The sequence below is a fragment of the Bradyrhizobium sp. Leaf396 genome (assembly GCF_001424605.1).
In the GTDB taxonomy this organism is placed as follows: domain Bacteria; phylum Pseudomonadota; class Alphaproteobacteria; order Rhizobiales; family Xanthobacteraceae; genus Bradyrhizobium; species Bradyrhizobium japonicum_C.
Genome location: NZ_LMQJ01000045.1, coordinates 340,513 through 362,082, shown reverse-complemented (window position 1 = coordinate 362,082; position 21,570 = coordinate 340,513). Strand labels below are relative to the sequence as shown.

General features: G+C 65.0%; 19 protein-coding genes. 10 read left to right on the top strand and 9 right to left on the bottom strand.

Annotation, left to right across the window (positions count from 1 at the left end; genetic code table 11):
• Positions 1–88: 88 nt before the first annotated feature.
• The 5 genes from ASG57_RS29070 (at position 89) to ppc (ending at position 6,923) form a co-directional block, all read left to right on the top strand.
• Positions 89–898 (top strand): crotonase/enoyl-CoA hydratase family protein, encoded by an 810-nt coding sequence (locus tag ASG57_RS29070; protein ID WP_024339694.1) that lies wholly within the window; start codon positions 89–91, stop codon positions 896–898.
• A gap of 134 nt (positions 899–1,032) precedes the next feature.
• The gene (locus ASG57_RS29065) at positions 1,033–2,577 is read left to right on the top strand and encodes an acyl-CoA synthetase (protein ID WP_024339695.1); all 1,545 of its coding nucleotides are present in this window, start codon (positions 1,033–1,035) and stop codon (positions 2,575–2,577) included.
• Between the two features lie 110 nt (positions 2,578–2,687).
• A complete protein-coding gene (locus ASG57_RS29060) occupies positions 2,688–3,482 on the top strand; it encodes an enoyl-CoA hydratase/isomerase family protein (protein ID WP_024339696.1) in 795 nt (264 codons plus the stop codon).
• A 110-nt stretch (positions 3,483–3,592) separates the two neighbouring features.
• Positions 3,593–3,997: a YccF domain-containing protein gene (locus ASG57_RS29055; protein WP_024339697.1), complete on the top strand. Its 405-nt coding sequence runs from the start codon at positions 3,593–3,595 to the stop codon at positions 3,995–3,997.
• Positions 3,998–4,124: 127 nt separating this feature from the next.
• Entirely contained in the window at positions 4,125–6,923 is a 2,799-nt protein-coding gene (gene ppc, locus ASG57_RS29050; RefSeq protein WP_024339698.1) for a phosphoenolpyruvate carboxylase, read from the top strand.
• Between the two features lie 69 nt (positions 6,924–6,992).
• Here the strand turns inward: ppc and ASG57_RS29045 are convergent, their stop codons facing one another.
• The 4 genes from ASG57_RS29045 to ASG57_RS29030 all read right to left on the bottom strand — a co-directional run bounded on the left by ASG57_RS29045 (position 6,993) and on the right by ASG57_RS29030 (position 10,839).
• Positions 6,993–8,105 (bottom strand): SMP-30/gluconolactonase/LRE family protein, encoded by a 1,113-nt coding sequence (locus tag ASG57_RS29045; protein ID WP_024339699.1) that lies wholly within the window; start codon positions 8,103–8,105, stop codon positions 6,993–6,995.
• Between the two features lie 126 nt (positions 8,106–8,231).
• On the bottom strand, positions 8,232–9,146 hold the full coding sequence (locus ASG57_RS29040; protein WP_024339700.1) for an SDR family NAD(P)-dependent oxidoreductase: 915 nt from the start codon (positions 9,144–9,146) through the stop codon (positions 8,232–8,234).
• Positions 9,147–9,282: 136 nt separating this feature from the next.
• Positions 9,283–10,422, bottom strand: a complete 1,140-nt coding sequence (locus tag ASG57_RS29035; RefSeq protein WP_024339701.1) for a thiolase C-terminal domain-containing protein — start codon at positions 10,420–10,422, stop codon at positions 9,283–9,285.
• A gap of 3 nt (positions 10,423–10,425) precedes the next feature.
• Positions 10,426–10,839, bottom strand: a complete 414-nt coding sequence (locus tag ASG57_RS29030) for a Zn-ribbon domain-containing OB-fold protein (protein ID WP_024339702.1) — start codon at positions 10,837–10,839, stop codon at positions 10,426–10,428.
• A gap of 178 nt (positions 10,840–11,017) precedes the next feature.
• Here ASG57_RS29030 and ASG57_RS29025 point away from each other — a divergent pair, with 178 nt between their 5' ends.
• From ASG57_RS29025 to ASG57_RS29005, 5 genes are all read left to right on the top strand, one after another.
• Entirely contained in the window at positions 11,018–12,367 is a 1,350-nt protein-coding gene (locus tag ASG57_RS29025; RefSeq protein ID WP_057198532.1) for an amidase, read from the top strand.
• Positions 12,360–13,046 carry a DUF2848 domain-containing protein gene (locus ASG57_RS29020; protein ID WP_024339704.1) on the top strand — a complete coding sequence of 229 codons (687 nt, stop codon included), beginning with the start codon at positions 12,360–12,362 and terminating at the stop codon, positions 13,044–13,046. The genes ASG57_RS29025 and ASG57_RS29020 overlap by 8 nt, the downstream gene beginning before the upstream one ends.
• A 281-nt stretch (positions 13,047–13,327) precedes the next feature.
• Positions 13,328–14,074 (top strand): 2OG-Fe(II) oxygenase, encoded by a 747-nt coding sequence (locus tag ASG57_RS29015; protein WP_024339705.1) that lies wholly within the window; start codon positions 13,328–13,330, stop codon positions 14,072–14,074.
• A 9-nt stretch (positions 14,075–14,083) separates the two neighbouring features.
• Positions 14,084–14,737, top strand: a complete 654-nt coding sequence (alkB, locus tag ASG57_RS29010) for a DNA oxidative demethylase AlkB (protein ID WP_024339706.1) — start codon at positions 14,084–14,086, stop codon at positions 14,735–14,737.
• 53 nt (positions 14,738–14,790) lie between these two features.
• Complete coding sequence (locus tag ASG57_RS29005; RefSeq protein WP_024339707.1) at positions 14,791–16,032, top strand: MFS transporter; 1,242 nt, start codon at positions 14,791–14,793, stop codon at positions 16,030–16,032.
• Here the strand turns inward: ASG57_RS29005 and ASG57_RS29000 are convergent.
• The 5 genes from ASG57_RS29000 to ASG57_RS28980 all read right to left on the bottom strand — a co-directional run bounded on the left by ASG57_RS29000 (position 16,010) and on the right by ASG57_RS28980 (position 21,568).
• Entirely contained in the window at positions 16,010–17,638 is a 1,629-nt protein-coding gene (locus tag ASG57_RS29000; protein WP_024339708.1) for a thiamine pyrophosphate-dependent enzyme, read from the bottom strand. The genes ASG57_RS29005 and ASG57_RS29000 overlap by 23 nt on opposite strands.
• Before the next feature lie 25 nt (positions 17,639–17,663).
• Positions 17,664–18,533: a fumarylacetoacetate hydrolase family protein gene (locus tag ASG57_RS28995; protein ID WP_024339709.1), complete on the bottom strand. Its 870-nt coding sequence runs from the start codon at positions 18,531–18,533 to the stop codon at positions 17,664–17,666.
• Positions 18,533–19,516 (bottom strand): 3,4-dihydroxyphenylacetate 2,3-dioxygenase, encoded by a 984-nt coding sequence (hpaD, locus tag ASG57_RS28990; protein ID WP_024339710.1) that lies wholly within the window; start codon positions 19,514–19,516, stop codon positions 18,533–18,535. The genes ASG57_RS28995 and hpaD overlap by 1 nt, the downstream gene beginning before the upstream one ends.
• 122 nt (positions 19,517–19,638) lie before the next feature.
• The gene (gene hpaE / locus ASG57_RS28985) at positions 19,639–21,177 is read right to left on the bottom strand and encodes a 5-carboxymethyl-2-hydroxymuconate semialdehyde dehydrogenase (RefSeq protein WP_024339711.1); all 1,539 of its coding nucleotides are present in this window, start codon (positions 21,175–21,177) and stop codon (positions 19,639–19,641) included.
• Positions 21,170–21,568, bottom strand: a complete 399-nt coding sequence (locus ASG57_RS28980; RefSeq protein WP_024339712.1) for a 5-carboxymethyl-2-hydroxymuconate Delta-isomerase — start codon at positions 21,566–21,568, stop codon at positions 21,170–21,172. The genes hpaE and ASG57_RS28980 overlap by 8 nt, the downstream gene beginning before the upstream one ends.
• Positions 21,569–21,570: the final 2 nt, after the last annotated feature.

Here is a 21,570-nt window from a genome sequence, read left to right as displayed (position 1 = left end):
GATTGTCAGTTAATTGGTCGATTGACTAAATCCGGCTGTCAGCGTCCTGTAAAGCGGCAACTGGTCAAGAACAGGGGAGAATTCGTCCATGGAAGATCGCGTCTCGATCTCGATCTCGGAAGGCGTCGCCGACGTGCGCCTGATGCGCGCGGACAAGATGAACGCGCTGGATCAGGCCATGTTCGAAGCCCTCGTCGCTGCAACGGACCGGCTTTCGAAGGAAAAAGGCGTGCGCGCCGTCGTCCTGTCGGGCGAGGGCCGCGCCTTCTGTGCCGGGCTCGACATGGGGCGTTTTGCCGCCATGAAGGAGAAGGGCGGCAACGGAATTCCGGGCGGCGAAAATCGCGATCTCACCAAGCGCACGCACGGCCAGGCCAACTTCCCGCAACAGGCGGTATGGGGCTGGCGCCAGCTCCCGGTGCCGGTCATCGCGGCCGTGCACGGCGTCGCCTTCGGCGGCGGCTTCCAGCTCTCGCTCGGCGCCGACATGCGCTTCCTCAGTTCAGATGCGCGGATGTCGATCATGGAGATCAAATGGGGCCTAGTCCCTGATATGGCGGGCACGCCAATCCTTGCCTCGCTCGTGCGCGACGACATCCTGCGCGATCTGACCTACACAGGGCGCATCTTTTCCGCGCAGGAGGCGATGACGTACGGCCTCGCCACCCGCATCTGCGACGACCCGCGCGCTGCGGCGCTGGAAGTCGCGCGCGAGATCGCCGGCAAGAGCCCCGATGCGATCCGCGCGGTCAAGCGGATGCTGAACAACCTCTCGGTCGATCCGGGGCCGGCGTTGCTCGCCGAGTCCGTCGAGCAGCAGAAACTGATCGGCAGCCCGAACCAGACCGAAGCGGTGCGCGCCAACCTGGAGAAGCGCGCGCCGAATTTTGCGGATTAGCAGCTGCCGTCGTTCCGGGGCGATGCGAAGCATCGAACCCGGAACCTCGATATTCCCCGGTGCGCAATTGCGCACCTGAGGTCTGGTCCTTCGGCCATCCGGAATGACGAACACAACAACAAAGAAAAACAACAATGAGCGAAACGTCCCCCTTCCTCGGCATCGTCTCCGGCGACCGCCGCCGCAGCCATTCAGAGGTCGCCGACCGCGCTGACCGCATCGCCGCCGGCCTCGCCAAGCTCGGCGTCAAGCCGGGCGGTTGCGTCTGTATGCTGATGCGCAACGACATCGCGTTCCTGGAAGCCGCCTACGCCGCAATGCGGCTCGGGGCCTATGGCGTTCCGATCAACTGGCACTTCAAGCCTGAGGAGATCAGCTACATCCTCGGCGATACCGGCACGTCCGTGCTGATCGGACACGCCGACATGCTGCATGCCCTGCGTGATGCGATTCCCAACGGCGTCACCGTGCTCAGCGTTCCGACGCCGCCGGAGATCCTGGCCAACTACAAGATCGATCCCGGTCATTTGGCGACGCCGGACTTTGCGATCGACCTCGAATCCTGGCTTGCGCAGCACCAGCCCTATGACGGTCCGGTCGTGCCGCAGCCGATGAACATGATCTACACCTCGGGCACGACTGGGCATCCCAAGGGCGTTCGCCGCAACGCGCCGACGCCGGAGCAGCAGGCCGCCGGCGAGCGCATGCGCGCGATGATCTATGGGCTAAAGCCCGGCGCCCGCGCGCTGCTGCCGGGTCCGCTCTATCACTCCGCGCCGAACTCCTTCGGCATCCGCGCCGGCAAGCTCGGCGGCGCGCTGGTGCTGATGCCGCGCTTCGAGGCCGAGGAATTTCTGCAAGCGATCGAGCGTTACAGGATCGACACCATCTTCATGGTGCCGACCATGTTCATCCGCCTGATGAAGCTGCCGGAAGCGGTCCGCAAGAAATACGACGTCTCTTCGCTGCGCCACGTCATCCATGCCGCCGCGCCATGCCCGGCCGACGTCAAGCGCGCCATGATCGAATGGTGGGGGCCGGTGATCTACGAGTTCTACGGCTCGACCGAATCCAGCGCCGTCACCTTCGCCACCTCAGAGGACGCGCTGAAGAAGCCCGGCACCGTCGGCAAGATTTCGCCGGGCGCCGAGCTGCGGTTCATCGGCGAGGATGGCCGCGTGCTGGGGGTCGGCGAGATCGGCGAGATCTATTCCCGCATGGGCGAGCTTGCCGATTTCACCTACCACAACAAGCCGGAGAAACGCGCCGAGATCGAGCGCGACGGCTTCATCACCTCCGGTGATGTCGGCTATATCGACGAAGACGGCTACGTCTTCATCTGCGACCGCAAGCGCGACATGGTGATATCAGGCGGCGTCAACATTTATCCGGCGGAGATCGAATCCGTGCTGCATGCGGTGCCCGGCGTGCATGATTGCGCGGTGTTCGGCATCCCCGATGCCGAGTTCGGCGAGGCGCTGATGGCCGTGGTGGAGCCGCAAGTGGGTGTCACGCTCGACGCCGCCGGCGTCCGTGCCGCGCTCAAGGCGCATCTGGCGGATTACAAGATACCCAAGCACATCGAGATCCGCTCAGGACTGCCCCGCGAGGATTCCGGCAAGATCTTCAAGCGTCGCCTGCGCGATCCCTATTGGGAGCAGGCGGGGCGGAAGATTTGACGGCCTTGTAGCCTGGATGGAGCGAAGCGAAATCCGGGGCGGTGCTTGCGGTGAGAACCCCGGATTGCGCTTCGCTCCATCCGGGCTACGTGCACAGGGATGGAATGATCATGACCGACGCCGCCAACGAAGTCCTCTACACCGTCGCCGACCACATCGCGACCATCACGCTCAATGCGCCGGAGCGGATGAATACTATTTCCGGCCCGATGCTGAACGATCTGGCGCGGTTACTCACTGAAGCCAATGAGGACCAGAACGTTCGCGTCGTGATCCTCACCGGCAAGGGCAGGGCGTTTTGCGCCGGGCTCGATCTGCGCAAGGAGCGCGACGGCAACGGCCTCAGCGCGGCGTCTTCGTCGACCACGATCAACCTCCGGAACACGCCGCCGACGGTGTTGCAGGCCATGGACAAGCCGACCATCTGCGCCGTCAACGGCGGCGCCGCCGGCTATGGAATGGATACCGCGCTCGGCTGCGACATCCGCATCATGGCGGAATCCGCCAAGCTCGCCGCCGCCTTCGTCAAGCGCGGCGTGGTGCCGGAATCCGGCGGCACCTGGCTGCTGCCGCGCATGCTCGGCTGGGCCAAGGCCTCCGAGCTGATCTTCACCGGGCGCACGCTGAGCGCCCGCGAGTGCCTCGACTGGGGCCTCGCCAACGAGGTCGTGCCGGATGCCGAGCTGATGAGCCGCACCACTGCGATCGCCCGCGAAATCGCTGCGAACGCGCCGCTCGCGGTGCAGGCCTCCAAGCGCATGATGCGCATGGGCCTCAATGAGAATTTCCACGACCATGTCCACCACGTCTATCTCCAGCTCCTGCCGCTGTTCAAAACCCAGGACATGGCCGAAGGCATGAAGGCCTTCATGGAGAAGCGTGAGCCGAAGTTCGAGGGGCGGTAATCGTGACCGTCGCTCGGAAGAGCGAACGCGAAATCCAGGCTACCTTGCCATCTTAGCAGAGACAGATTTCGTGCCTATATGAGCGGCGTCACTGACTTCCGGATCATCCCATGGCTCCCGTCTCCATCCTGCTCAACCTGCTCTGGATCCTCTTCGGCGGCGCCTGGATGGCGTTCGGCTGGGTGATCGCCGCGGTCATCATGGCCATCACCATCATCGGCCTGCCCTGGGCCCGGGCGGCGTTCAACATCGCCGTCTACACGCTGCTGCCGTTCGGCTCGCGGGCGGTCAACCGCTACGAGGTGACCGGCGTCGAGGATATCGGCACCGGCCCGCTGGGGGTGATCGGCAACATCATCTGGTTCGTGCTGGCAGGCTGGTGGCTGGCGCTCGGTCATGTCCTGACGGCGCTGGCGCTTGCCGTGACCATCATCGGCATTCCTTTCGCTTGGGCCCATCTGAAGCTCGCGGGCATCGCGCTCTGGCCGATCGGAAAGGTGATCGTGCCGGCTTGACGACGAGTGCTCCGGCGAGAGCCCACACCCACTGTGCGCCGCCACCAAGTTCATCTTGCACTGCGGTAGAAAAATATCGCACACTCCTTCGGGCCGGGCCGCAAGGGCGCTACCAGGGGAGCGAGCCATGTCCCTCCAGACCATACCTTCCGACACCGCCGAGCCTCGCCCTAACCGCCCCGAAGATGTTCAGGCGATGGAGGCCGATGCGCGGCTGCGGGACGACATCCGCCTGCTCGGGCGCATCCTCGGCGACACCGTGCGCGACCAGGAGGGTGCGGACGTGTTCGATCTCGTCGAGCGCATCCGCCAGACCTCGATTCGGTTCCACCGCGACGAGGATCGACTTGCCCGCCGCGAGCTCGAGCAGATCCTGGACAGCATGTCGATCTCCGAGACGGTGCGCATCGTCCGTGCCTTCAGTTACTTTTCCCACCTCGCCAACATTGCCGAGGACCAGAACAACATCCGCCAGATGCGCGCCCGCGGTGCCGGCAAGAACGGCGGCTCCGGCGTGCTCGCGGAAACGCTGGCCCACGCCAGGGACGCCGGCATCGGCGCGGATGCGCTGCGCAGCTTCTTCAAGTCCGCGCTGGTCAGCCCGGTCCTGACTGCGCACCCGACCGAAGTCCGCCGCAAGAGCACCATGGATCGCGAAATGGAGGTCGCCCGCCTGCTCGACCGCCGCGAGCGCGTGGCGCTGACCGCGGAGGAGCTTGATGCCAGCGATGAGCAGCTTCGCCGCGAGGTGCTGACGCTGTGGCAGACCAACCTGCTCCGCCGGACCAAGCTCACCGTGCTCGACGAGGTCGCCAACGGCCTGTCGTTCTACGACTACACTTTCCTGCGCGAGGTGCCGCGGCTCATCAATACGCTGGAGGACCGTCTGGAGGAGGGCGGCGAGCAGGCGGCCGGTGAGCTCGCCTCGTTCCTGCGCATGGGCAGCTGGATCGGCGGCGACCGCGACGGCAATCCCTTCGTCACCGCCGACGTCATGCGCGGCACGCTGCGGCTGCAGTCGAGCCGGGTGATGCAGTTCTACCTGGAAGAGCTTCACGTGCTCGGCTCGGAACTGTCGATTGCGGCCCATCTCGCCGATGTCTCCGAAGAGCTGCGCACGCTGGCGGAGCGCTCGCCGGACACCTCGCCGCACCGGAGCGGCGAGCCCTATCGTCTCGCCGTGTCGGGCATCTATGCGCGCCTGACCGCGACGGCCGAAAAGCTGGAGGTCGAGATCACGCGCCGGCCGGTCGGCAAGGCCAAGCCCTATGAAAGCGTCAAGGAGTTGCAGGCTGATCTCGATGTGCTGCACCGTTCGCTGATTTCCAACAACGCACGCGTCATCGCTCGGGGCCGGCTGCGGCTGCTGCGGCGCGCGGTGGACTGCTTCGGCTTCCATCTGGCGCGGCTCGACATCCGCCAGAATTCGGCGGTGCACGAACGCACCATCGCCGAGCTGATGGACGCCGCCAATCCCGGCATGTCCTATCTCGCGCTCGGCGAGGACGCGCGCATTTCGCTGCTCACCAACGAGCTGCGCTCGACCCGCGCGCTGGTGTCGCCTTTCGTCAAATACAGCGACGAGACCATGGGCGAGCTCAATGTGTTCCATGCCGCCGCGGAAGCGCATGCGAAGTTCGGCTCGGACGCCATTCCCCAATGCATCATCTCGATGTGCAAGGGCATGTCGGACATGCTCGAGGTGGCCGTGCTCTTGAAGGAGGTCGGCCTCGTCCATCCCTCCGGGCGTAGCGCCATCAACATCGTGCCGCTGTTTGAGACCATCGAGGATCTGCAGGCGTCCAGTGGCATCATGGACCGCATGCTGTCGCTGCACGATTACCGCCGCCTCGTGGACAGCCGCGGCAGCGTGCAGGAGGTCATGCTCGGCTATTCCGACTCGAACAAGGACGGCGGCTTCGTCACCTCGGGCTGGGAGCTGTACAAGGCCGAGATCAACCTCGTCGAAGTGTTCGAGCGCCATCACGTGCGGCTGCGCCTGTTCCATGGCCGTGGCGGCTCGGTCGGACGCGGCGGCGGGCCCAGCTATGACGCTATCATCGCGCAGCCCGGCGGCGCGGTGAACGGCCAGATCCGCATCACCGAACAGGGCGAGATCATCTCGTCGAAATATTCCAACGCCGAGGTCGGGCGCAACAATCTGGAGATCCTCGCGGCTGCCACGTTGGAGGCAAGTTTGCTGCATCCGCGCCAAAGCGCGCCGCGCAGCGAATATCTGACCGCCATGGACGAGTTGTCGAACCTTGCTTTCAAGGCCTATCGAAGTCTCGTCTACGAGACAGACGGCTTCGTCGATTATTTCTGGTCATCGACCGTCATCAACGAAATCGCGACGCTCAACATCGGCAGCCGTCCGGCCTCGCGCAAGAAGACCCGCGCGATCGAGGATCTGCGCGCGATTCCCTGGGTGTTCTCCTGGGCGCAATGCCGATTGATGCTGCCGGGCTGGTATGGCTTCGGCAGCGCGGTCGAGCAGTGGATCGCGGAACATCCGCAACAGGGCATGCCGTTCCTCAAGGAACTCTACAGGGAGTGGCCGTTCTTCCGCATGCTGCTGTCGAACATGGACATGGTGCTGGCCAAAAGCTCGATCGCGATCGCCTCGCGCTATGCCGAGCTGGTGCCCGACGAGGCGTTGCGCGAAAAGATCTTCGGCCGCATCCGCCGCGAATGGCACGCCTCGATCGAGAGCCTGCTCGACATCATGGGGCAGGACCGCCTGCTTCAGAGCAACCCGCTGCTGGAGCGCTCGGTGCGCCACCGCTTCCCTTATCTCGACCCGCTCAACCACGTTCAGGTCGAGCTCTTGAAAGAGCATCGCGCCCAGAACCCGGACGAGCAGGTGCTGCGCGGGATCCAGCTGACGATCAACGGCATTTCGGCGGGGCTCAGGAATACGGGTTAGGAGCGAGTTGCAAATAGTGAGTAGCGAATAGAGCTCTGTTCGCCATTCGCCACCCACTATTCGCTTGTCTCAACAGAAATGCGCGCCCTGCGTCTCCACATAGACCGCGTAGAGCGACTGGCTCGCGGTCATGAACAGGCGGTTGCGCTTCTTGCCGCCGAAGCAGACATTGGCGCAGGTCTCCGGCAACAGGATCTGCCCGATCCGCGCTCCGTCGGTCGGCGCGAACACCTGCACGCCGTCGTAGCCGGGTCCGACCCAACCGGCGCCGACCCAGATATTGCCCTCCGTGTCGACGCGAAGGCCGTCCGGAAAGCCTGATTTGCCGTCGAGCTTCATGTCGATCAACTTCTTCGCGTTCGACAGCTTCGGGCCGTCGACGTCATAGGACCACACCACGTTCTCCGCTTGCGGATAATGCGTGACGCCGGTGTCACAGACATAGAGCTTCCTGTAATCGTGGCTGAAGGCGATGCCATTCGGCTTGAATGGCTCGTCCGCGACCTTCGCGACCTGCCCGGTCTGCGTGTCCAGGCGATAGACGGCTTCCTTCTGATGGGGCTGGGGCGAGCCGGTCTTGGCGAGCTTGCCTTCATAGATGCTGATCGCTCCATATCCAGGATCGGTGAACCAGATCGCCTTGTCGTTGGGATGCACCACCATGTCGTTCGGCCCGTTGAGCGGCTTGCCGTTCGCCTGCTCGGCGAGCGGGGTCACCGAGCCGTCATGCTCGAAGCGGACGAGGCGGGTGCGCTCGGCGGTGAGCTGACGGCCCTCGGTATCGAACGAGTTGCCGTTGGACTCATTCGACGGTTTACGGAACTGCTCGGAGATGTGGCCGTCGTCGTCGAGATAGCGGAGTTGCCGGTTGGCGGGGATGTCGCTCCAGACGAGATATTGTCCCTGCGCGTTCCACGCCGGCCCTTCCGCCCAAAGGCAGCCGGTGTAGAGCCGCTTGATCGCGGTGTTGCCGACCTTGGCCTTGAAGCGTTTGGGGTCGATGACGACGATGTCGGGGTCGGGATAGCGTTGCGGCTCGGCATGGGCGCCGAAGTCGCGGGCATTGGCCTGTGATGCCAGGACAGAGGAGGCGGCGAGTGTTGCCGCGCCCTTGAGGAGGTCGCGACGGCCGAGGCCGCCGGTCGCACGGATGTCCTTGGGGTTGGTCAGTATTCTTGTCATGGTTTCCTCCCATTTCGTTGGGAGGCCACCATCCGCCCGCAATCGGGCATAAAGCGGAGCAATCTCCGGTGAAGACAACCGGAGATCGCAAGGCAGGAATGTCTGAAATGCGGCTGGACGAGATCCTTACACGGGATCCCAGGTGAAGATGTCGGCCGAACGATCCAGCTTGTAGAACGAACCCTTCAGCGCCGGCATGCCGTGTTCCGCGATCGATTGCGGCGTCCAGCCTTCGCTCCGCTGCACCGAGCGGATCGGGCGGTTCTGGCTGAACAGGAAGATCTCGTTCATGCGCACGCCGAAGATCTGGCCGGTGACGTCCTTGGCGGAATCGCCGAGCAGATAGCCGCAGAGCGGAGCGATCTTCTCCGGCCCCATCTGCTTGATCTTCTCGACGCGGGCCTTCTCCGCTTCCGTCTCGGTCGGGATGGTGCCGATCATGCGCGTCCAGGCGAAGGGCGAGACGCAGTTGGAGCGGACGTTGAAGCGGCCCATGTCAAGCGCGATCGACTTGGAGAGACCGACAATACCGAGCTTGGCGGCGGCGTAGTTGGCCTGGCCGAAATTGCCGATCAGGCCCGAGGTCGAGGTGAAGTGCACGAACGAGCCCGACTCCTGCTCCCGGAAGATACGTGCCGCGGCATGGCTGACATAGAACGAGCCCATCAGGTGCACCTTGATGACCGCTTCGAACGCCTCCACGCTCATCTTGTGGAAAATCATGTCGCGCAGGATGCCGGCATTGTTGACGACTCCGTCGAGCCGGCCGAAATGATCGGTGGCGGTCTTCACGATCTTGCTCGCAGGAACCGCTTCCGCCACCGACTCGAAGTTGGCGACGGCCATGCCGCCGCGCTTCCTGATCTCCTCGACCACCTCTTCGGCGGGCGCTGCGTTCGCGCCGGCACCGTCGGCCGCGCCGCCGGGATCGTTGACCACGACCTTGGCGCCTTCGCCTGCGCAAAGCAGCGCGATCTCGCGCCCGATGCCGCGGCCCGCGCCGGTGACGATGATGACCTTGTCTTGCAGTGATTTCGACATGCTAGCCTCTCAATGTTGTCTTCGCGGCCGCGGCCAACCCAGTCCGTCACGCGCGGGCTTGACCCGCGTATCCATCTTCAGAAGATGGATTGCCGGGTCAAGCCCGGCAATGACAAGCATGTGTTGTTGGCGCCGCTTACCTCTCGTTCGTAAACACGATCGTGCCACTCGCGGCGAACATGCCGCCTACGCCGTGGCACACCGAAATCTTCGCATTCGGCACCTGCGCGGGCGCGATGCCGCGCATCTGGCGCACGCTCTCCTGCAGCGCGTACATGCCGTACATGCCCGAATGCATGTAGCTCAAGCCCCCGCCATTGGTGTTGAGCGGCAGCTTAGCCCCGGGCCGCGTATTGCCGTCGGCGATGAACTGGCCGGTCTCTTCATACGGCATGAAGCCGAGATCCCCGAGGCCGAACAGCGGCAGATGCGCAAACGCATCGTAGATCATGAGATGATCGACGTCCTTGTGCGCGATGCCGGCCTCCTTGAATGCCAAAGGCCCTGCGACCTTGAACGCGCGCGAGGAATTGAAGGTCTCCATCTGGCTGACCATCGGCGTCTCCACGCTCTCGCCGGTGCCCATGATGTAGACGGGCTTGCGCGGAAAGTCCTTGGCGCGGTCGGCCGAGGTCAGGATCAGCGCGCCGCCGCCGTCAGTGACGAGGCAGCACTGCAGGAGCCGGAATGGATAGGCGATCATGCGCGAGTTGAGCACGTCGGCGACCGTGATCGGGTCCTTCATCATCGCGCGCGGATTTTTCGCGGCCCATTCCCGCTGCACCACCGCCACTGACGCCAGCTGCTCGTGCGTAATCCCGTAGGTCTTCATGAAGCGCAGCACGGGAATCGGGAACATGCTGGGCGGGCCGTAGACGCCGTAGGGCGCCTCGAACTGACCTTGCAGGCTGTCGGCAGGGATCGAGCGCGGCGCCTTGCCGATCATCGACTTGCCACTCTCGGCATGGGTGATCAGCACGGTCTTGCACAGGCCCGCCTCGATTGCCGCTGCGGCATGGCGGACGTGCAGCATGAACGAGCAGCCGCCGACCGAGGTGCCGTCCACCCAGGTCGGCTTGATGCCGAGATAGTGGCAGACCTGCTGCGGCGTCTCGACCGCAGTGGCAAAGCCGTCGATGTCGGACAGTTTCAGCCCGGCGTCGGCAATGGCGTTGAGCGCGGCGTCCGCATGGAGCTGGAGCTGCGAGGCGTTCGGAATGACGCCGAGCTCGGTGGTCTCGGCCGCGCCGACGACGGCAACCTGGTTCTTGCGCATGGCTTATCCCTTGGCCGGACGGAAGACGGGCAGGGTGATCTTGTCGTCGAGCTCCTGGAACGCGACCTCGAGCTTCATGTCGAGCTCGAGCGCCTCCGGCGTCTGCGGACAGTCGATGATGTTGCTCATCATTCGCGGACCCTCCTCGAGCTCGACCACCGCGATCGCGTAAGGCGGCGTGAAGCCGGGCGCGGCGGGGCGGTGGTTGATCACGTAACTGTAGAGAAAACCCTTGCCGCTCGCCTTGAAGACCGAGACCTTGCGCGAGGCGCAGGATGGGCAGAACGGACGCGGCGGGAAGTACACATGCGCGCAGGCGTCGCAGCGCTGCAGGCGCAATTCGCCAGCTTTCGTGCCATCCCAGAAATGCTGGGTCTCCGGCGTCGGTTTCGGTCGCGCGCGCTGCGGTTCGGCCATATTGGCGTCTCCTCCCAAAGGACAGGCCTCGCGCCCGCCTGTTTCGAACTTGATGCGACAATCGACCATCGCGCGTCAACGGTCCAGCAATGCGCATGCATGCCATCATGCGCACAATGCTTGTGTCGAACTGAGGCAGCGCTATAGATTGCGCGCGCCAATATTCCGTGAGACAGACATGCCCGATTTTCCGACACTGGCGAAGCTCGCCGAAGACCTCGAAAGCGGCCGCACGACCGCACGCAAGCTGGTCGAGGCGTGCATCGCCAGGATCGCCGACCCCGCCGGCGAAGGGCAGCGCACCTTCATCCATGTCGACAACGACGCCGCCCTTGCGGCCGCCGACGCGATGGACGCCTTGCGGAGGGCCAAGGCGGCGCCGTCGCCCTATGCCGGGATTCCGATCTCGATCAAGGATCTCTTCGACATCAAGGGGCAGGTGACACGCGCGGGGTCCCGCGCCCTCGACGATTCCCCGCCGGCCGAGCAGGATGCCGCGACGGTGGCGCGGCTGCGCCGGGCCGGCTTCGTCGTGATCGGCCGCACCAACATGACCGAGTTCGCCTATTCCGGCATCGGCATCAACCCGCATTATGGCACGCCGAAGGGGGTCTGGAACCGGGCCGAGGGCCATGTGCCCGGCGGCTCGTCCTCGGGCGCGGCGGTGTCCGTGCTCGACGGCATGGCGCATGCTTCGCTCGGCACCGATACCGGCGGCTCCTGCCGGATTCCCGCCGCCTTCAACGGGATTGTCGGCTACAAGCCGACGCAGCGCCGCGTGCCGCTCGATGGCTCCGTGCCGCTCTCGTTTTCGCTCGACAGCATCGGGCCGCTGGCGCGATCGGTCAGCTGCTGTGCCATTTTGGATGCCGTCCTCGCGAACGAGCCGATCAGCGCGCTCAGGCCGCGGCCGGTGAAAGGCATGCGGCTTGCGGTCCCGACCACGATCGCGCTCGACGACCTCGATACTGAGGTCGCCGCGACCTTCGAACGCGCGCTGAAATCGCTCGCCGATCACGGTGCGATCATCGAGCGCATCGAGATGGCCGAATTCCACGACATCGGCCCGATGAACGCCAAGGGCGGCTTCGCGGCGTCCGAGAGCTATGCCTGGCATCGCTATCTCATCACGTCTAAGGGCGACGTCTACGATCCCAGGGTCTCGGTGCGGATCATGCGCGGCGAGGCACAGAGCGCCGCCGACTACATTGATCTCCTCAATGAGCGCCGTTCTCTGATCGCCCGCGTCAACGCGCGCGTCGCGCCCTATGACGCGCTGGTGCTGCCGACCACACCCAACACGCCGCCGAAAATCGCCGACCTCGCCGACGATCAGGCATTCACCCGCGAAAATATCCGCGCCTTGCGCAATTGCAGCCTGATCAATCTGATCGACGGCTGCGCCATCTCGCTGCCCTGTCATCGCGACGGCGATGTTCCCGTCGGACTGATGCTGGCCGGCGCCGGCGGCTCCGACCGCCGCATCTTCGAACTTGCTGCCGGCATGGAGACCGTCATCCGTGTTTGATCTCACCTTCACCATCGACGCGCAGGGCACCACCACGCCGCTGACGCTGGCGATCGACCAGGCCGTCATAGCGGGTTGGACCGGACGCGATCCCGTGGCCCGCGACAAGCACATCGCTGAACTCGAAGCCGTCGGCATCGCACGTCCGGCCTCGACGCCGATCTACTACCGCTGCTCGGCGCGGCGGCTAACCCAGGAGGACGTCATCGAGGTCTGCGGCGGCGATTCCTCCGGCGAGGTCGAGTTCGTGCTGATCGGCTGGCAGGGCCGCATTTTCGTCGGTTGCGGCTCCGATCACACCGACCGCAAGGTCGAGGCCTACAACGTCACGGTCTCCAAGCAGATGTGCGACAAGCCGATCGCCTCGACGCTGTGGGAGATCGAAGACGTCATCACCCATTGGGACAAGATGATCCTGCGGTCCTACGCCACAATCAATGGCGAGCGCGTGCTCTACCAGGAGGGCACGCTGGACGCGATGCTGCCGGTCGACGATCTCATCGCGCGCGGCTTTGACGGCGGCAAGCTGCCCGATGGCTGCGCCATGTTCGGCGGCACCTTCGCGGCGAAAGGCGGCATCCGTCCCGCCGACCGATTCGACTTCGAGCTGGAAGACCCCGTGCTGAGGCGCACGATCAGGCACGGCTACGACGTGGTGACGCTCCCGGTGCGGGGCTGAGCCGTTTCACCCGTCATTGCGAGGAGCGCAGCGACCAAGCAATCCGGACCGGTGGCGCAGCGGATACTGGGTTGCTTCGCTGCGCTCGCTATGACGGCGAGGGGCATCGGAAATCGGGTGGTTGTTGCCCTCGGTATCTGCCACACCCCCATCCGTCATTCCGGGGCGCGCCCCTTGGGCGCGGACCCGGACTCCATCGAACGCACACTCGGTGGATGAATGGATTTCGTGTTCGCGCATCGTCGCGTCGCGGAATGACGGAAGTGGAGAAGGTCGTCGCCATGGCAATTGCGAAACGTGTTCCCGCTGCCGATGCGGCGACTGACATCACCGCCCACGTCGACACCCTCGACTGGTCCCGGATCACCGGCGAACTCGACGTCCAAGGCTGCGCGGTCTTGAAGGGCTTGCTCACGCCGGACCAGTGCCGCGCCGTCGCCGCACTTTACCCGCAGGACACGCACTTCCGCAGCCGTATCGTCATGGGCCGCCATGGTTTTGGCCGCGGCGAGTACAAGTACTTCTCCTATCCGCTGCCCGAGCTGATCGCGCAGCTCCGCCCGGCGCTCTATGCGCATCTGCAAGGCGTCGCTAATCGCTGGAACGAGGCGATGGGGATCGACATCCGCTATCCCGTCACGCCCGCCGCATTCCTGAAGCGCTGCCACGACGCCGGGCAGGCGCGGCCGACGCCGCTGCTGTTGCAATATGAGGCCGGCGACTACAATTGCCTGCATCAGGACCTCTATGGCGAGCACGTGTTCCCGCTCCAGGTCGCGATCCTGCTGTCCGAACCCGGGCGCGATTTCACGGGCGGCGAGTTCGTGCTGACCGAGCAGCGGCCCCGCATGCAATCGCGTGCGGAGGTCGTGCCGCTGGGGCAGGGCGATGCGGTCGCCTTCGCCGTGCATCACCGCCCGGTGCAGGGGACACGCGGCACCTACCGCGTTAATCTGCGCCATGGCGTCAGCCGTATCAGGTCCGGCCAGCGCCATACGCTGGGGATGATCTTTCACGATGCGAAATGAGCGCTGCGATTGACAGGTGATCTGTTCGACAGTGTTGCCGAGGCGCAGCCGTCGCGCGAGGAGATCGCCGACGGCGCCGTGCTGCTGCGCGGCTTCGTCACGCCGATCGAGAGCGAGCTGATCGAAGCGGTGCGCGCCATCGTGGCGCAGTCTCCGTTCCGGCGCATGACCACGCCCGGCGGCCACCAGATGTCGGTGGCGATGACCAATTGCGGCGAGCGCGGCTGGATCACCGATCACACCGGCTATCGTTACGACCCGGTCGATCCGCGCACCGGCGCGCCATGGCCGGCGATGCCGCCTTTGTTCCGCGATCTCGCCCGCCGCGCCGCGGAGCAGGGCGGTTTCGCCGACTTTGCGCCCGATGCCTGCCTCGTCAACCGCTACGAGCCCGGCGCGCGGCTGTCCTTGCATCAGGACAAGGACGAGCTGGATTATTCGGCGCCGATCGTCTCGGTCTCGCTCGGCCTGCCCGCGACCTTCCTGTTCGGCGGCCCGGCGCGCAGCGACAAGCCGCGCCGCTTTCGCCTGGTGCATGGCGACGTGGTGGTCTGGGGCGGCGCCAGCAGGCTCTCCTATCACGGCGTGGCCCCTCTTGCCGATGGCGAGCATTCGCTGCTGGGGCGGAAGCGGCTTAATCTGACCTTCCGCAGGACGCGCTGATCCGTTTCCTCGCAGCCCTTGCTCGTCTAAGCTGGAGACGGGGAGGCGGCGACATGACAACCACACAGCTCTCGGCCGGCACGGGCGCGGCGAATCGGACAGGCCTCTATCTCGCTGCGCTGCAACTGATGTTCACGCTGGGGTGGACGACCTATGTCGTTTATCTGCCGAGACTCGCGGCCGAGGTTGGCATCGCTCCGAGCGCCGTCATCCTCATCCTCATGCTGGACCAAGGCATCTTCACCATTGCCGACACGGCGATGGGTATCGCGGCGGACAAGCTGACGCCCCATGTCGGGCGACTCGGCCTGTTCGTCGGGCTCATGGCTGCGATCTCCTGCGGCGCCTTCGTCGCGCTCCCCTTCGTTGCCGGCGCCGGTCCGGCCGCGCAAGTCTGGTTCATTGCACTGATCGTGATCTGGTCGATCACGTCCTCTGCGCTGCGCGCGCCGCCGCTCACTCTTCTCGGAAAATACCGCGCCAAGCCCCAGGTGCCGTTCCTCGCGGCGCTGGCGATGCTGGGCTACGGCGTCGCCGGCGCGGTCTCGCCCTATCTCGGCGTGGTGCTGCGCGAGCACGACGCAAGGTTGCCCTTCGTCATCTCCAGCTTCGTGCTGCTGCTCACCGCGCTGGCGCTGTCACGGATCGAGTCCGATGTCGCGCAGGATACGCCGCCGCCGACGCCGGCCGAGGCGGCCAAGCCGCTTGGCTTGGTGCCGATCGCCTTCATCGTCGCGATGGTGGCCCTGGCGTTCGGGTATCAACTGCACTTTGCCATGAACAGCGGACCGTCCTATCTGCGCTTTGCCAAGCCCGACGAGCTGCAATGGCTGATGCCGGTATTCTGGATAGGCTTCAACATCGCGATGTTTCCGGCGAGCCTCGTGGTCAAGCATCGCGGCGGCCTTATCGTGATGGGTGCTGCCGGCCTGTTCGGCGCCGCGGCGATCGCAGCGGCCGAATTCGCCGGCAGCCTCAATGTTCTGATCGCCGCACAATTCCTCGCCGGCGCCGCGTGGGGCTGCATGCTGATAAGCGCGGTCTCGGCGGCGCTCGCCATCGGCTCCACCGGCGCAGAAGGCAAGGTGACGGGCCTCGTCTTCTCTGCGCTCGCGCTCGGAACCTTCGCGCGGATGGCAGCGGTTGCCGGCGGCCTGCAGAAGATGCCGGAATACGCGCCGCTGCTGCATTGGGCGCCGATCGCCTGCTGGTCAGTCGCAGGCGCCGGCTTGCTGGTGATTGCAGCCGCGCGCTTGCAGGGCGCTGCTCATATCAAGGCTTCGGCGGGTGGATGAACGCCCAGGGGCTCACTTCCGAATCCCTGGGCACCTCGACCGCAATCAGAGACGGCCCATTGTGGTTGAGGGCCTTCTCTAGCACGGCCTTGAACTGATCCGGCGCGGTGACGCGCGCAGCGGCGACGCCAAAGGACTCCGCGAGCTTGACGAAATCCGGATTGACGAGGTCCGATGCCACCACGCGGCCGTCGAAACGTTCGCGCTGGTCGCGGCGAACATTGCCATAGGCGTTGTTGTTGAACACCAGGGTGACCACGCCGATGTTGAACTGCACCGCGGTCGAAAGCTCCTGCACGCCGAACATGAACCCGCCGTCGCCGGTGATCGCCACCACCGGCTTGTCGGGGTTCGCAACCTTGGCGCCAAGCGCGGTCGGAAAGCCCGAGCCGAGCGTACCCTGATAGCCCGACGTGATGAAGGTGCGCGGCTGGTAAACCGGGAAGCCGTACCAGGAGGCGAAGCCGACCTGCGACAGCTCATCGGTGACGATCGCATTCGCGGGCAACACATCGCGAAGGATTTTGAGGTACGCCATCTGCGGCTGGATGCGCTGGATTTCGGCTTGCGCTGACGCCGTCGCCTCCCGGATTTTCTCCCGTCGGTCGCTGCTCCTCACATAGCCCGCCTTCTTCACGGCCGTCACGAGATCGGCCGTGCCTGCCTTGGCGTCGGCCACAATAGCGGCATCGGAGATAATCCGGCGCATCTCGGCCGGATCAATGTCGATCCGAATGGATTTCAGTCCCGTGGGCTGATACGGCCAGCGGAAGCCAGATGCCGGCAATTCTGCTCGGGTACCGATGGCGATCATCAGGTCAGTCGTGGGCCAGAGCTTGTAGGCGGCGGCCATGGTGAGTCCGAGCTCATGCGCGTTGGAGACGATGCCGCGGCCGCTGCGGAAGGCGACGACAGGCGCATCGATCATCTCGGCAAGCTCGAGGATCTCCTCGCCTGCTTCGATCGCACCGCTGCCGACGAAGATCATCGGCGCCTTGCTGTTCTTGATGAGCGTGGCCGCCTGCTTGATCAAGTCCGGGTCTGGCTGCGGCGCGGGCAGCGGCTCCAGCATTTGGGCTGCCGCCGTATCGGCGCGCTGTGTGAAGACGTCCCAGGGCATCTCGACCGAGGCGGGTCCGCGCCGGCCAGACATCATCTCCTGGAAGGCGCGCGCGACGATCGTCGGCGCATTGCCGGGATATTCGATCCGCTCGGCCCATTTGACATAGGTGCGCAAAGTCGCGAGCTGGTCCGGCATCTCGTGCAGATGGCCGCGGCCCTTGCCGAGGAACTGCGTCGGTACCTGGCCGGTGACGCAGAGCACCGGTTCGTTGCAGCCGAACGCGGTGAGCAGCGCCGCGCTGGCATTGAGCACGCCGGGGCCGGGCACGACACTGAACACGCCGGGCCGGCCGCTGGAACGCGCATAGCCGAATGCCATGTAGCCGCAGGCCTGCTCGTGCCGCGCGCCGATCACCTTGAGCTCGGCCTGGTGGAAAGCGTCGAACAGGCCGTAGACCTGCGCGCCGGGCAGGCCGAATACGGTGTCGACGCCGTGAGCAACAAGCCCGCTTACGATCGCTTCGCCGCCGGTGAGGGTGGTCATTGCATCATTCCACTTCGATGGTTGGTCAGGCTTCGTCGACGACACCGTTGCGCAAGAGTCCGATGCCCTCGGCCTCGACCTCGACGACGTCGCCGGGCTTCAGGTAGCGCGGCGGATCGAACCGGGCACCCGCGCCGGTCGGCGTGCCCGTGACGATGATATCGCCGGGAACGAGCGTCGCGAAGGTCGAGATATAGTTCAGGAGATAGCGGACCGGAAACATCAACCGGCTGGTGCGGTCGTCCTGCCGCAGCTCGCCGTTGACACGCGTGGTGAGCCTGACGTCCGCAATCTGCGATTCCTGAGTGTAGGGCACGAGCCACGGACCCAAGCTGCCGCTGGAATCGAAATTCTTGCCCTGGGTCACATTGAACTTGGCGTGGCGCAGCCAGTCGCGTACCGAGCCTTCGTTGCAGAGCGTGAGCGCAGCGACGTGGTCGAGCGCGGCGCTTTCCGGAATGTGCCGGCCTTGCTTGCCGATCACGAGCACGATCTCGCCCTCATAGTCGAGCTGCGCGGACGCGCGCGGGCGCACCAGCGGCGTGTCGTGGCCGACGAACGAGCGGGGCGAGCGCATGAACATGCTCGGATATCTCGGCGCGTCTTGGCCATCCTTGTACTCGGCATTGCGGTCGGGATAGTTGACGCCGATGCAGATGATCTTCTCCGGCGCGGGCACCGGCGGCAGCCAGGCGATGTCGGCGAACGCATGATCCGGCGCGCGGCCGCCGGCTTCCTCCGCAAGGCTCACGAGCTTGCCGGCCGCGATCACCTCGCGCAGTGTGGGATAGTCCTTGGCGTGACGCGCAGAGAGATCGACGAGGCCGCCGTCCACGACGGCGCCATACCTGGTTGCACCATTGACGGAATAGGTCGCGAAGCGAGGCAGCATCATCAATCCGCCACCAGCACGTCGGCGACGAATTTCGGCTCGCGCACCGCCTGGCCCGTGAACGGCGAGCCCTGCTCGAACCAGGAGCGCGGGGCAGGGGCGCCCCACAGCGTCTGGCGGCGCGGATCGCGCAGCGACCAGCGCAGCGGCTCGTGATCGTGATCGCCCGTGAAGTAGTCGCTGGTGTAGAGTTCGAGGCGGTGCCCGTCGGGGTCGCGCACATAGAGGAAGAACGCATTCGAGATGCCGTGGCGTCCTGGCCCTCGCTCGATGTTCTTCACGAAGCCTTGCGAGGCCATGACGTCACAGAGATGGATGATGTTCATCGCGGTCGGCGTCCAATAGGCGAAATGGTGCAGGCGTGGGCCCCTGCCGTTGGTCATGGCGAAGTCGTGAACGTTGCCCTTGCGATGCATCCAGGCTGCGGCGATGCGCCCGCTGGGTCCATCCTCCTCGGCGTACTCGGTGAGACGGAAGCCGAGTTTGGCGTAGAATTCCATCGTGTCCTGCACTTCGGCAGCGAACACGTTGAAATGATCGAGCCGCTGGGGGTGGCAGCCCCGGTAGAGATCGTAGCGACGCAAGAGATGCGGCCGCCGGTCCATCGACGCGTAGAGCTCGATCTGGAAGCCGAACGGATCGGTAAACTGCAGCGTGCGGCCCTGGAAGGGCTGGTCGGCGAACGAATAGGAGAGGCCGTTCTCGGAGAGGAACTTGGCGGCCTTGTCGAGATCGCCATCATTGCCCACCTTGAAGCCAAGTCGCGCGCAGGCCGGAGCGGCGGCTTTGCGCAACACCAGCGAATGATGCTGATGCTCCTCGGCGGCGCGCAGATAGACGACCTGATCGTCCGCATCTTCGACATGCAGCCCGACCGTGGTCTCGTAGAACGCGCGGCTCAACTGCAGGTCGGTCACGTCGAGTACGACGTGACTGGAACGGATGATGTTGAACGGCGGCTCGAAGATGTGCTGCGGTACCGGCATCGGCGTTTCCCCAATTTTGTCATTCCGGGCGGCTCGTAGAGCCGAACCCGGAAATCCATCGTGCAACAGAGTCGGTCGACGAATGGATTCCGGCCCACGACTACGTCGCACCCCGGAATGACTCAGATCCCCAGTTTCTGAATCTTGTGCGTGCCCCGCGCCAGCGAGACGTGCTTGGTTTCCATGTAGAAGTCGAACGAATAGTCGCCGCCGTCGCGGCCGATACCGCTGGCCTTCATGCCGCCGAACGGCGTCGGCAGATGGCGGACGTTCTCCGAATTCAGCCAGATCATGCCGGCCTCCAGCGCGTCGGCGACGCGCAGCGCCCGGCCCATGTCGTTGGTCCAGACATAGCCGGTGAGGCCGTAGCGGATGTCGTTGGCGATCTCGATCGCGTCTGCTTCTTCCTTGAACGGCAGCACGGTGAGGAAGGGACCGAACACCTCCTCCTGCGCAACCCGCATCTTGCCGTGCGCGCCGGTCACCAGCGTCGGCTCGACATAGTGCCCGCCGCCCGGGCCGTCATGGGTTTTGCCGCCGACGGCGATCACAGCACCGTCCTGCCGCGCGACGTCGAAGTAGGAGCAGACCTTGGCGAGGTGCCGCTCGTGGATCAGCGGCCCGATCTCGGTTGCGGGATCGAGGGGATGGCCGACCTTCAGCGCCTTCACGCGCGAGGTCAGCCTCTCCACGAATTTATCCGCGATGGTTTGCTGGATCAGCAGGCGGCTCGACGACGTGCAGCGCTCGCCGTTGAGCGAGTAGATCATGAACACGACGGCATCGAGCGCGCGGTCGAGATCGGCGTCGTCGAACACGATCACGGGGTTCTTGCCGCCGAGCTCGAAATGCACGCGTTTGAGGGTCGGCGCGCCCTGCATCATGATTGCAGAACCGGTCGCGCTCTCGCCGACGAAGCCGATCGCCTTGATGGCGGGATGCTCGGTCAGCGCCTTGCCGGCCTCTTCGCCGAAACCGTGCACGGTGTTGAGCACGCCGTCGGGGACGCCGGCCTCCTTGACGAGCTCAGCCAGGATGGACGCCGTCACCGGCGACCATTCCGCTGGCTTGTGCACGACGGTGCAGCCCGCGGCCAGCGCCGGTGCGATCTTCCAGGTCGAGAGCATGAACGGCGTGTTCCACGGCGTGATCACGCCCACCGGGCCGATCGGCACGCGGGTCGAGACGTTCCAGTGCTCGTCGCTCGGCGTGTTGAGCCCGTCGCGCGCCTCCGCGCATTTGTCGGCGAAGAAGCGGAAATTCTCCGCGGCGCGGATCGCCGCCTTGGCCATGAAGCGATAGGCCTGGCCGGTATCGATGCATTCGAGCACCGCGATGTCCTCGGCATTGTCCTCGATGGCATCTGCAACGCGGTGCAGCAGCTTCTTCCGCATCGCCGGGCCCATGTCGCGCCAGGATCTGAAGGCCAGCGCGGCGGCCGTTGCGGCGCGATCGACGTCTTCGGCGGTGCCGCGCGCGACGCTCGCCAGTGTCGTGCCATCGACGGGCGATTTGGTCTCGAACGTCTCGCCTGAGATGGAGGCAACGGTCTTGCCGTCGATCATGTGGCCGATGCCGTCGGCACGCAGCTTCTTCATCAACGGCGCGACGCGGTCGCGGTTGGCCTGGAACACATCGGTTTTCGGAGCGGGCTTATCCATGGGCGGCCTCCGCTTTCAGGGCGTCGTGGATGTTGTTGCGTTTCCAGCTGGTGTCCTTGTCGTTGATCTGCATGTCGAACGATAGAGCGAACTTGCTGGCGGCAAAGACAGGATCGAGGTGTTTCGAGAGCGCCTGAAAGACATGCCTGCCGGCCTTCTGACGCGTCTCGAGATCGCGGCCCTCGCCGATGCGCAGCACCATATCGAGAAAGCCGTAATCGTGCCTTGCGTCGGCAATCGCATAGTGCTCGCAGCGGATGGCGCGAACGCGGATGCCGCCGATCGGGAAGATGCCGGTTTCGACCGCGGCCTTGCGCACGACCTCGCACACCGCCGCGATGTCGAGACGGCCGTCGAGATTGGCTGAATATTCGATCGTGAAATGCGGCATCG

Excerpts from the sequence above, each read along its gene's own strand:
- ASG57_RS29070 (WP_024339694.1), top strand. The coding sequence starts at position 89 with ATGGAAGATCGCGTCTCGATCTCGATCTCGGAAGGCGTCGCCGACGTG.
- ASG57_RS29065 (WP_024339695.1), top strand. The coding sequence starts at position 1,033 with ATGAGCGAAACGTCCCCCTTCCTCGGCATCGTCTCCGGCGACCGCCGC.
- ASG57_RS29060 (WP_024339696.1), top strand. The coding sequence starts at position 2,688 with ATGACCGACGCCGCCAACGAAGTCCTCTACACCGTCGCCGACCACATC.
- ASG57_RS29055 (WP_024339697.1), top strand. The coding sequence starts at position 3,593 with ATGGCTCCCGTCTCCATCCTGCTCAACCTGCTCTGGATCCTCTTCGGC.
- ppc (WP_024339698.1), top strand. The coding sequence starts at position 4,125 with ATGTCCCTCCAGACCATACCTTCCGACACCGCCGAGCCTCGCCCTAAC.
- ASG57_RS29045 (WP_024339699.1), bottom strand. The coding sequence starts at position 8,105 with ATGACAAGAATACTGACCAACCCCAAGGACATCCGTGCGACCGGCGGC.
- ASG57_RS29040 (WP_024339700.1), bottom strand. The coding sequence starts at position 9,146 with ATGTCGAAATCACTGCAAGACAAGGTCATCATCGTCACCGGCGCGGGC.
- ASG57_RS29035 (WP_024339701.1), bottom strand. The coding sequence starts at position 10,422 with ATGCGCAAGAACCAGGTTGCCGTCGTCGGCGCGGCCGAGACCACCGAG.
- ASG57_RS29030 (WP_024339702.1), bottom strand. The coding sequence starts at position 10,839 with ATGGCCGAACCGCAGCGCGCGCGACCGAAACCGACGCCGGAGACCCAG.
- ASG57_RS29025 (WP_057198532.1), top strand. The coding sequence starts at position 11,018 with ATGCCCGATTTTCCGACACTGGCGAAGCTCGCCGAAGACCTCGAAAGC.
- ASG57_RS29015 (WP_024339705.1), top strand. The coding sequence starts at position 13,328 with ATGGCAATTGCGAAACGTGTTCCCGCTGCCGATGCGGCGACTGACATC.
- ASG57_RS29005 (WP_024339707.1), top strand. The coding sequence starts at position 14,791 with ATGACAACCACACAGCTCTCGGCCGGCACGGGCGCGGCGAATCGGACA.
- ASG57_RS29000 (WP_024339708.1), bottom strand. The coding sequence starts at position 17,638 with ATGACCACCCTCACCGGCGGCGAAGCGATCGTAAGCGGGCTTGTTGCT.
- ASG57_RS28995 (WP_024339709.1), bottom strand. The coding sequence starts at position 18,533 with ATGATGCTGCCTCGCTTCGCGACCTATTCCGTCAATGGTGCAACCAGG.
- hpaD (WP_024339710.1), bottom strand. The coding sequence starts at position 19,516 with ATGCCGGTACCGCAGCACATCTTCGAGCCGCCGTTCAACATCATCCGT.
- hpaE (WP_024339711.1), bottom strand. The coding sequence starts at position 21,177 with ATGGATAAGCCCGCTCCGAAAACCGATGTGTTCCAGGCCAACCGCGAC.
- ASG57_RS28980 (WP_024339712.1), bottom strand. The coding sequence starts at position 21,568 with ATGCCGCATTTCACGATCGAATATTCAGCCAATCTCGACGGCCGTCTC.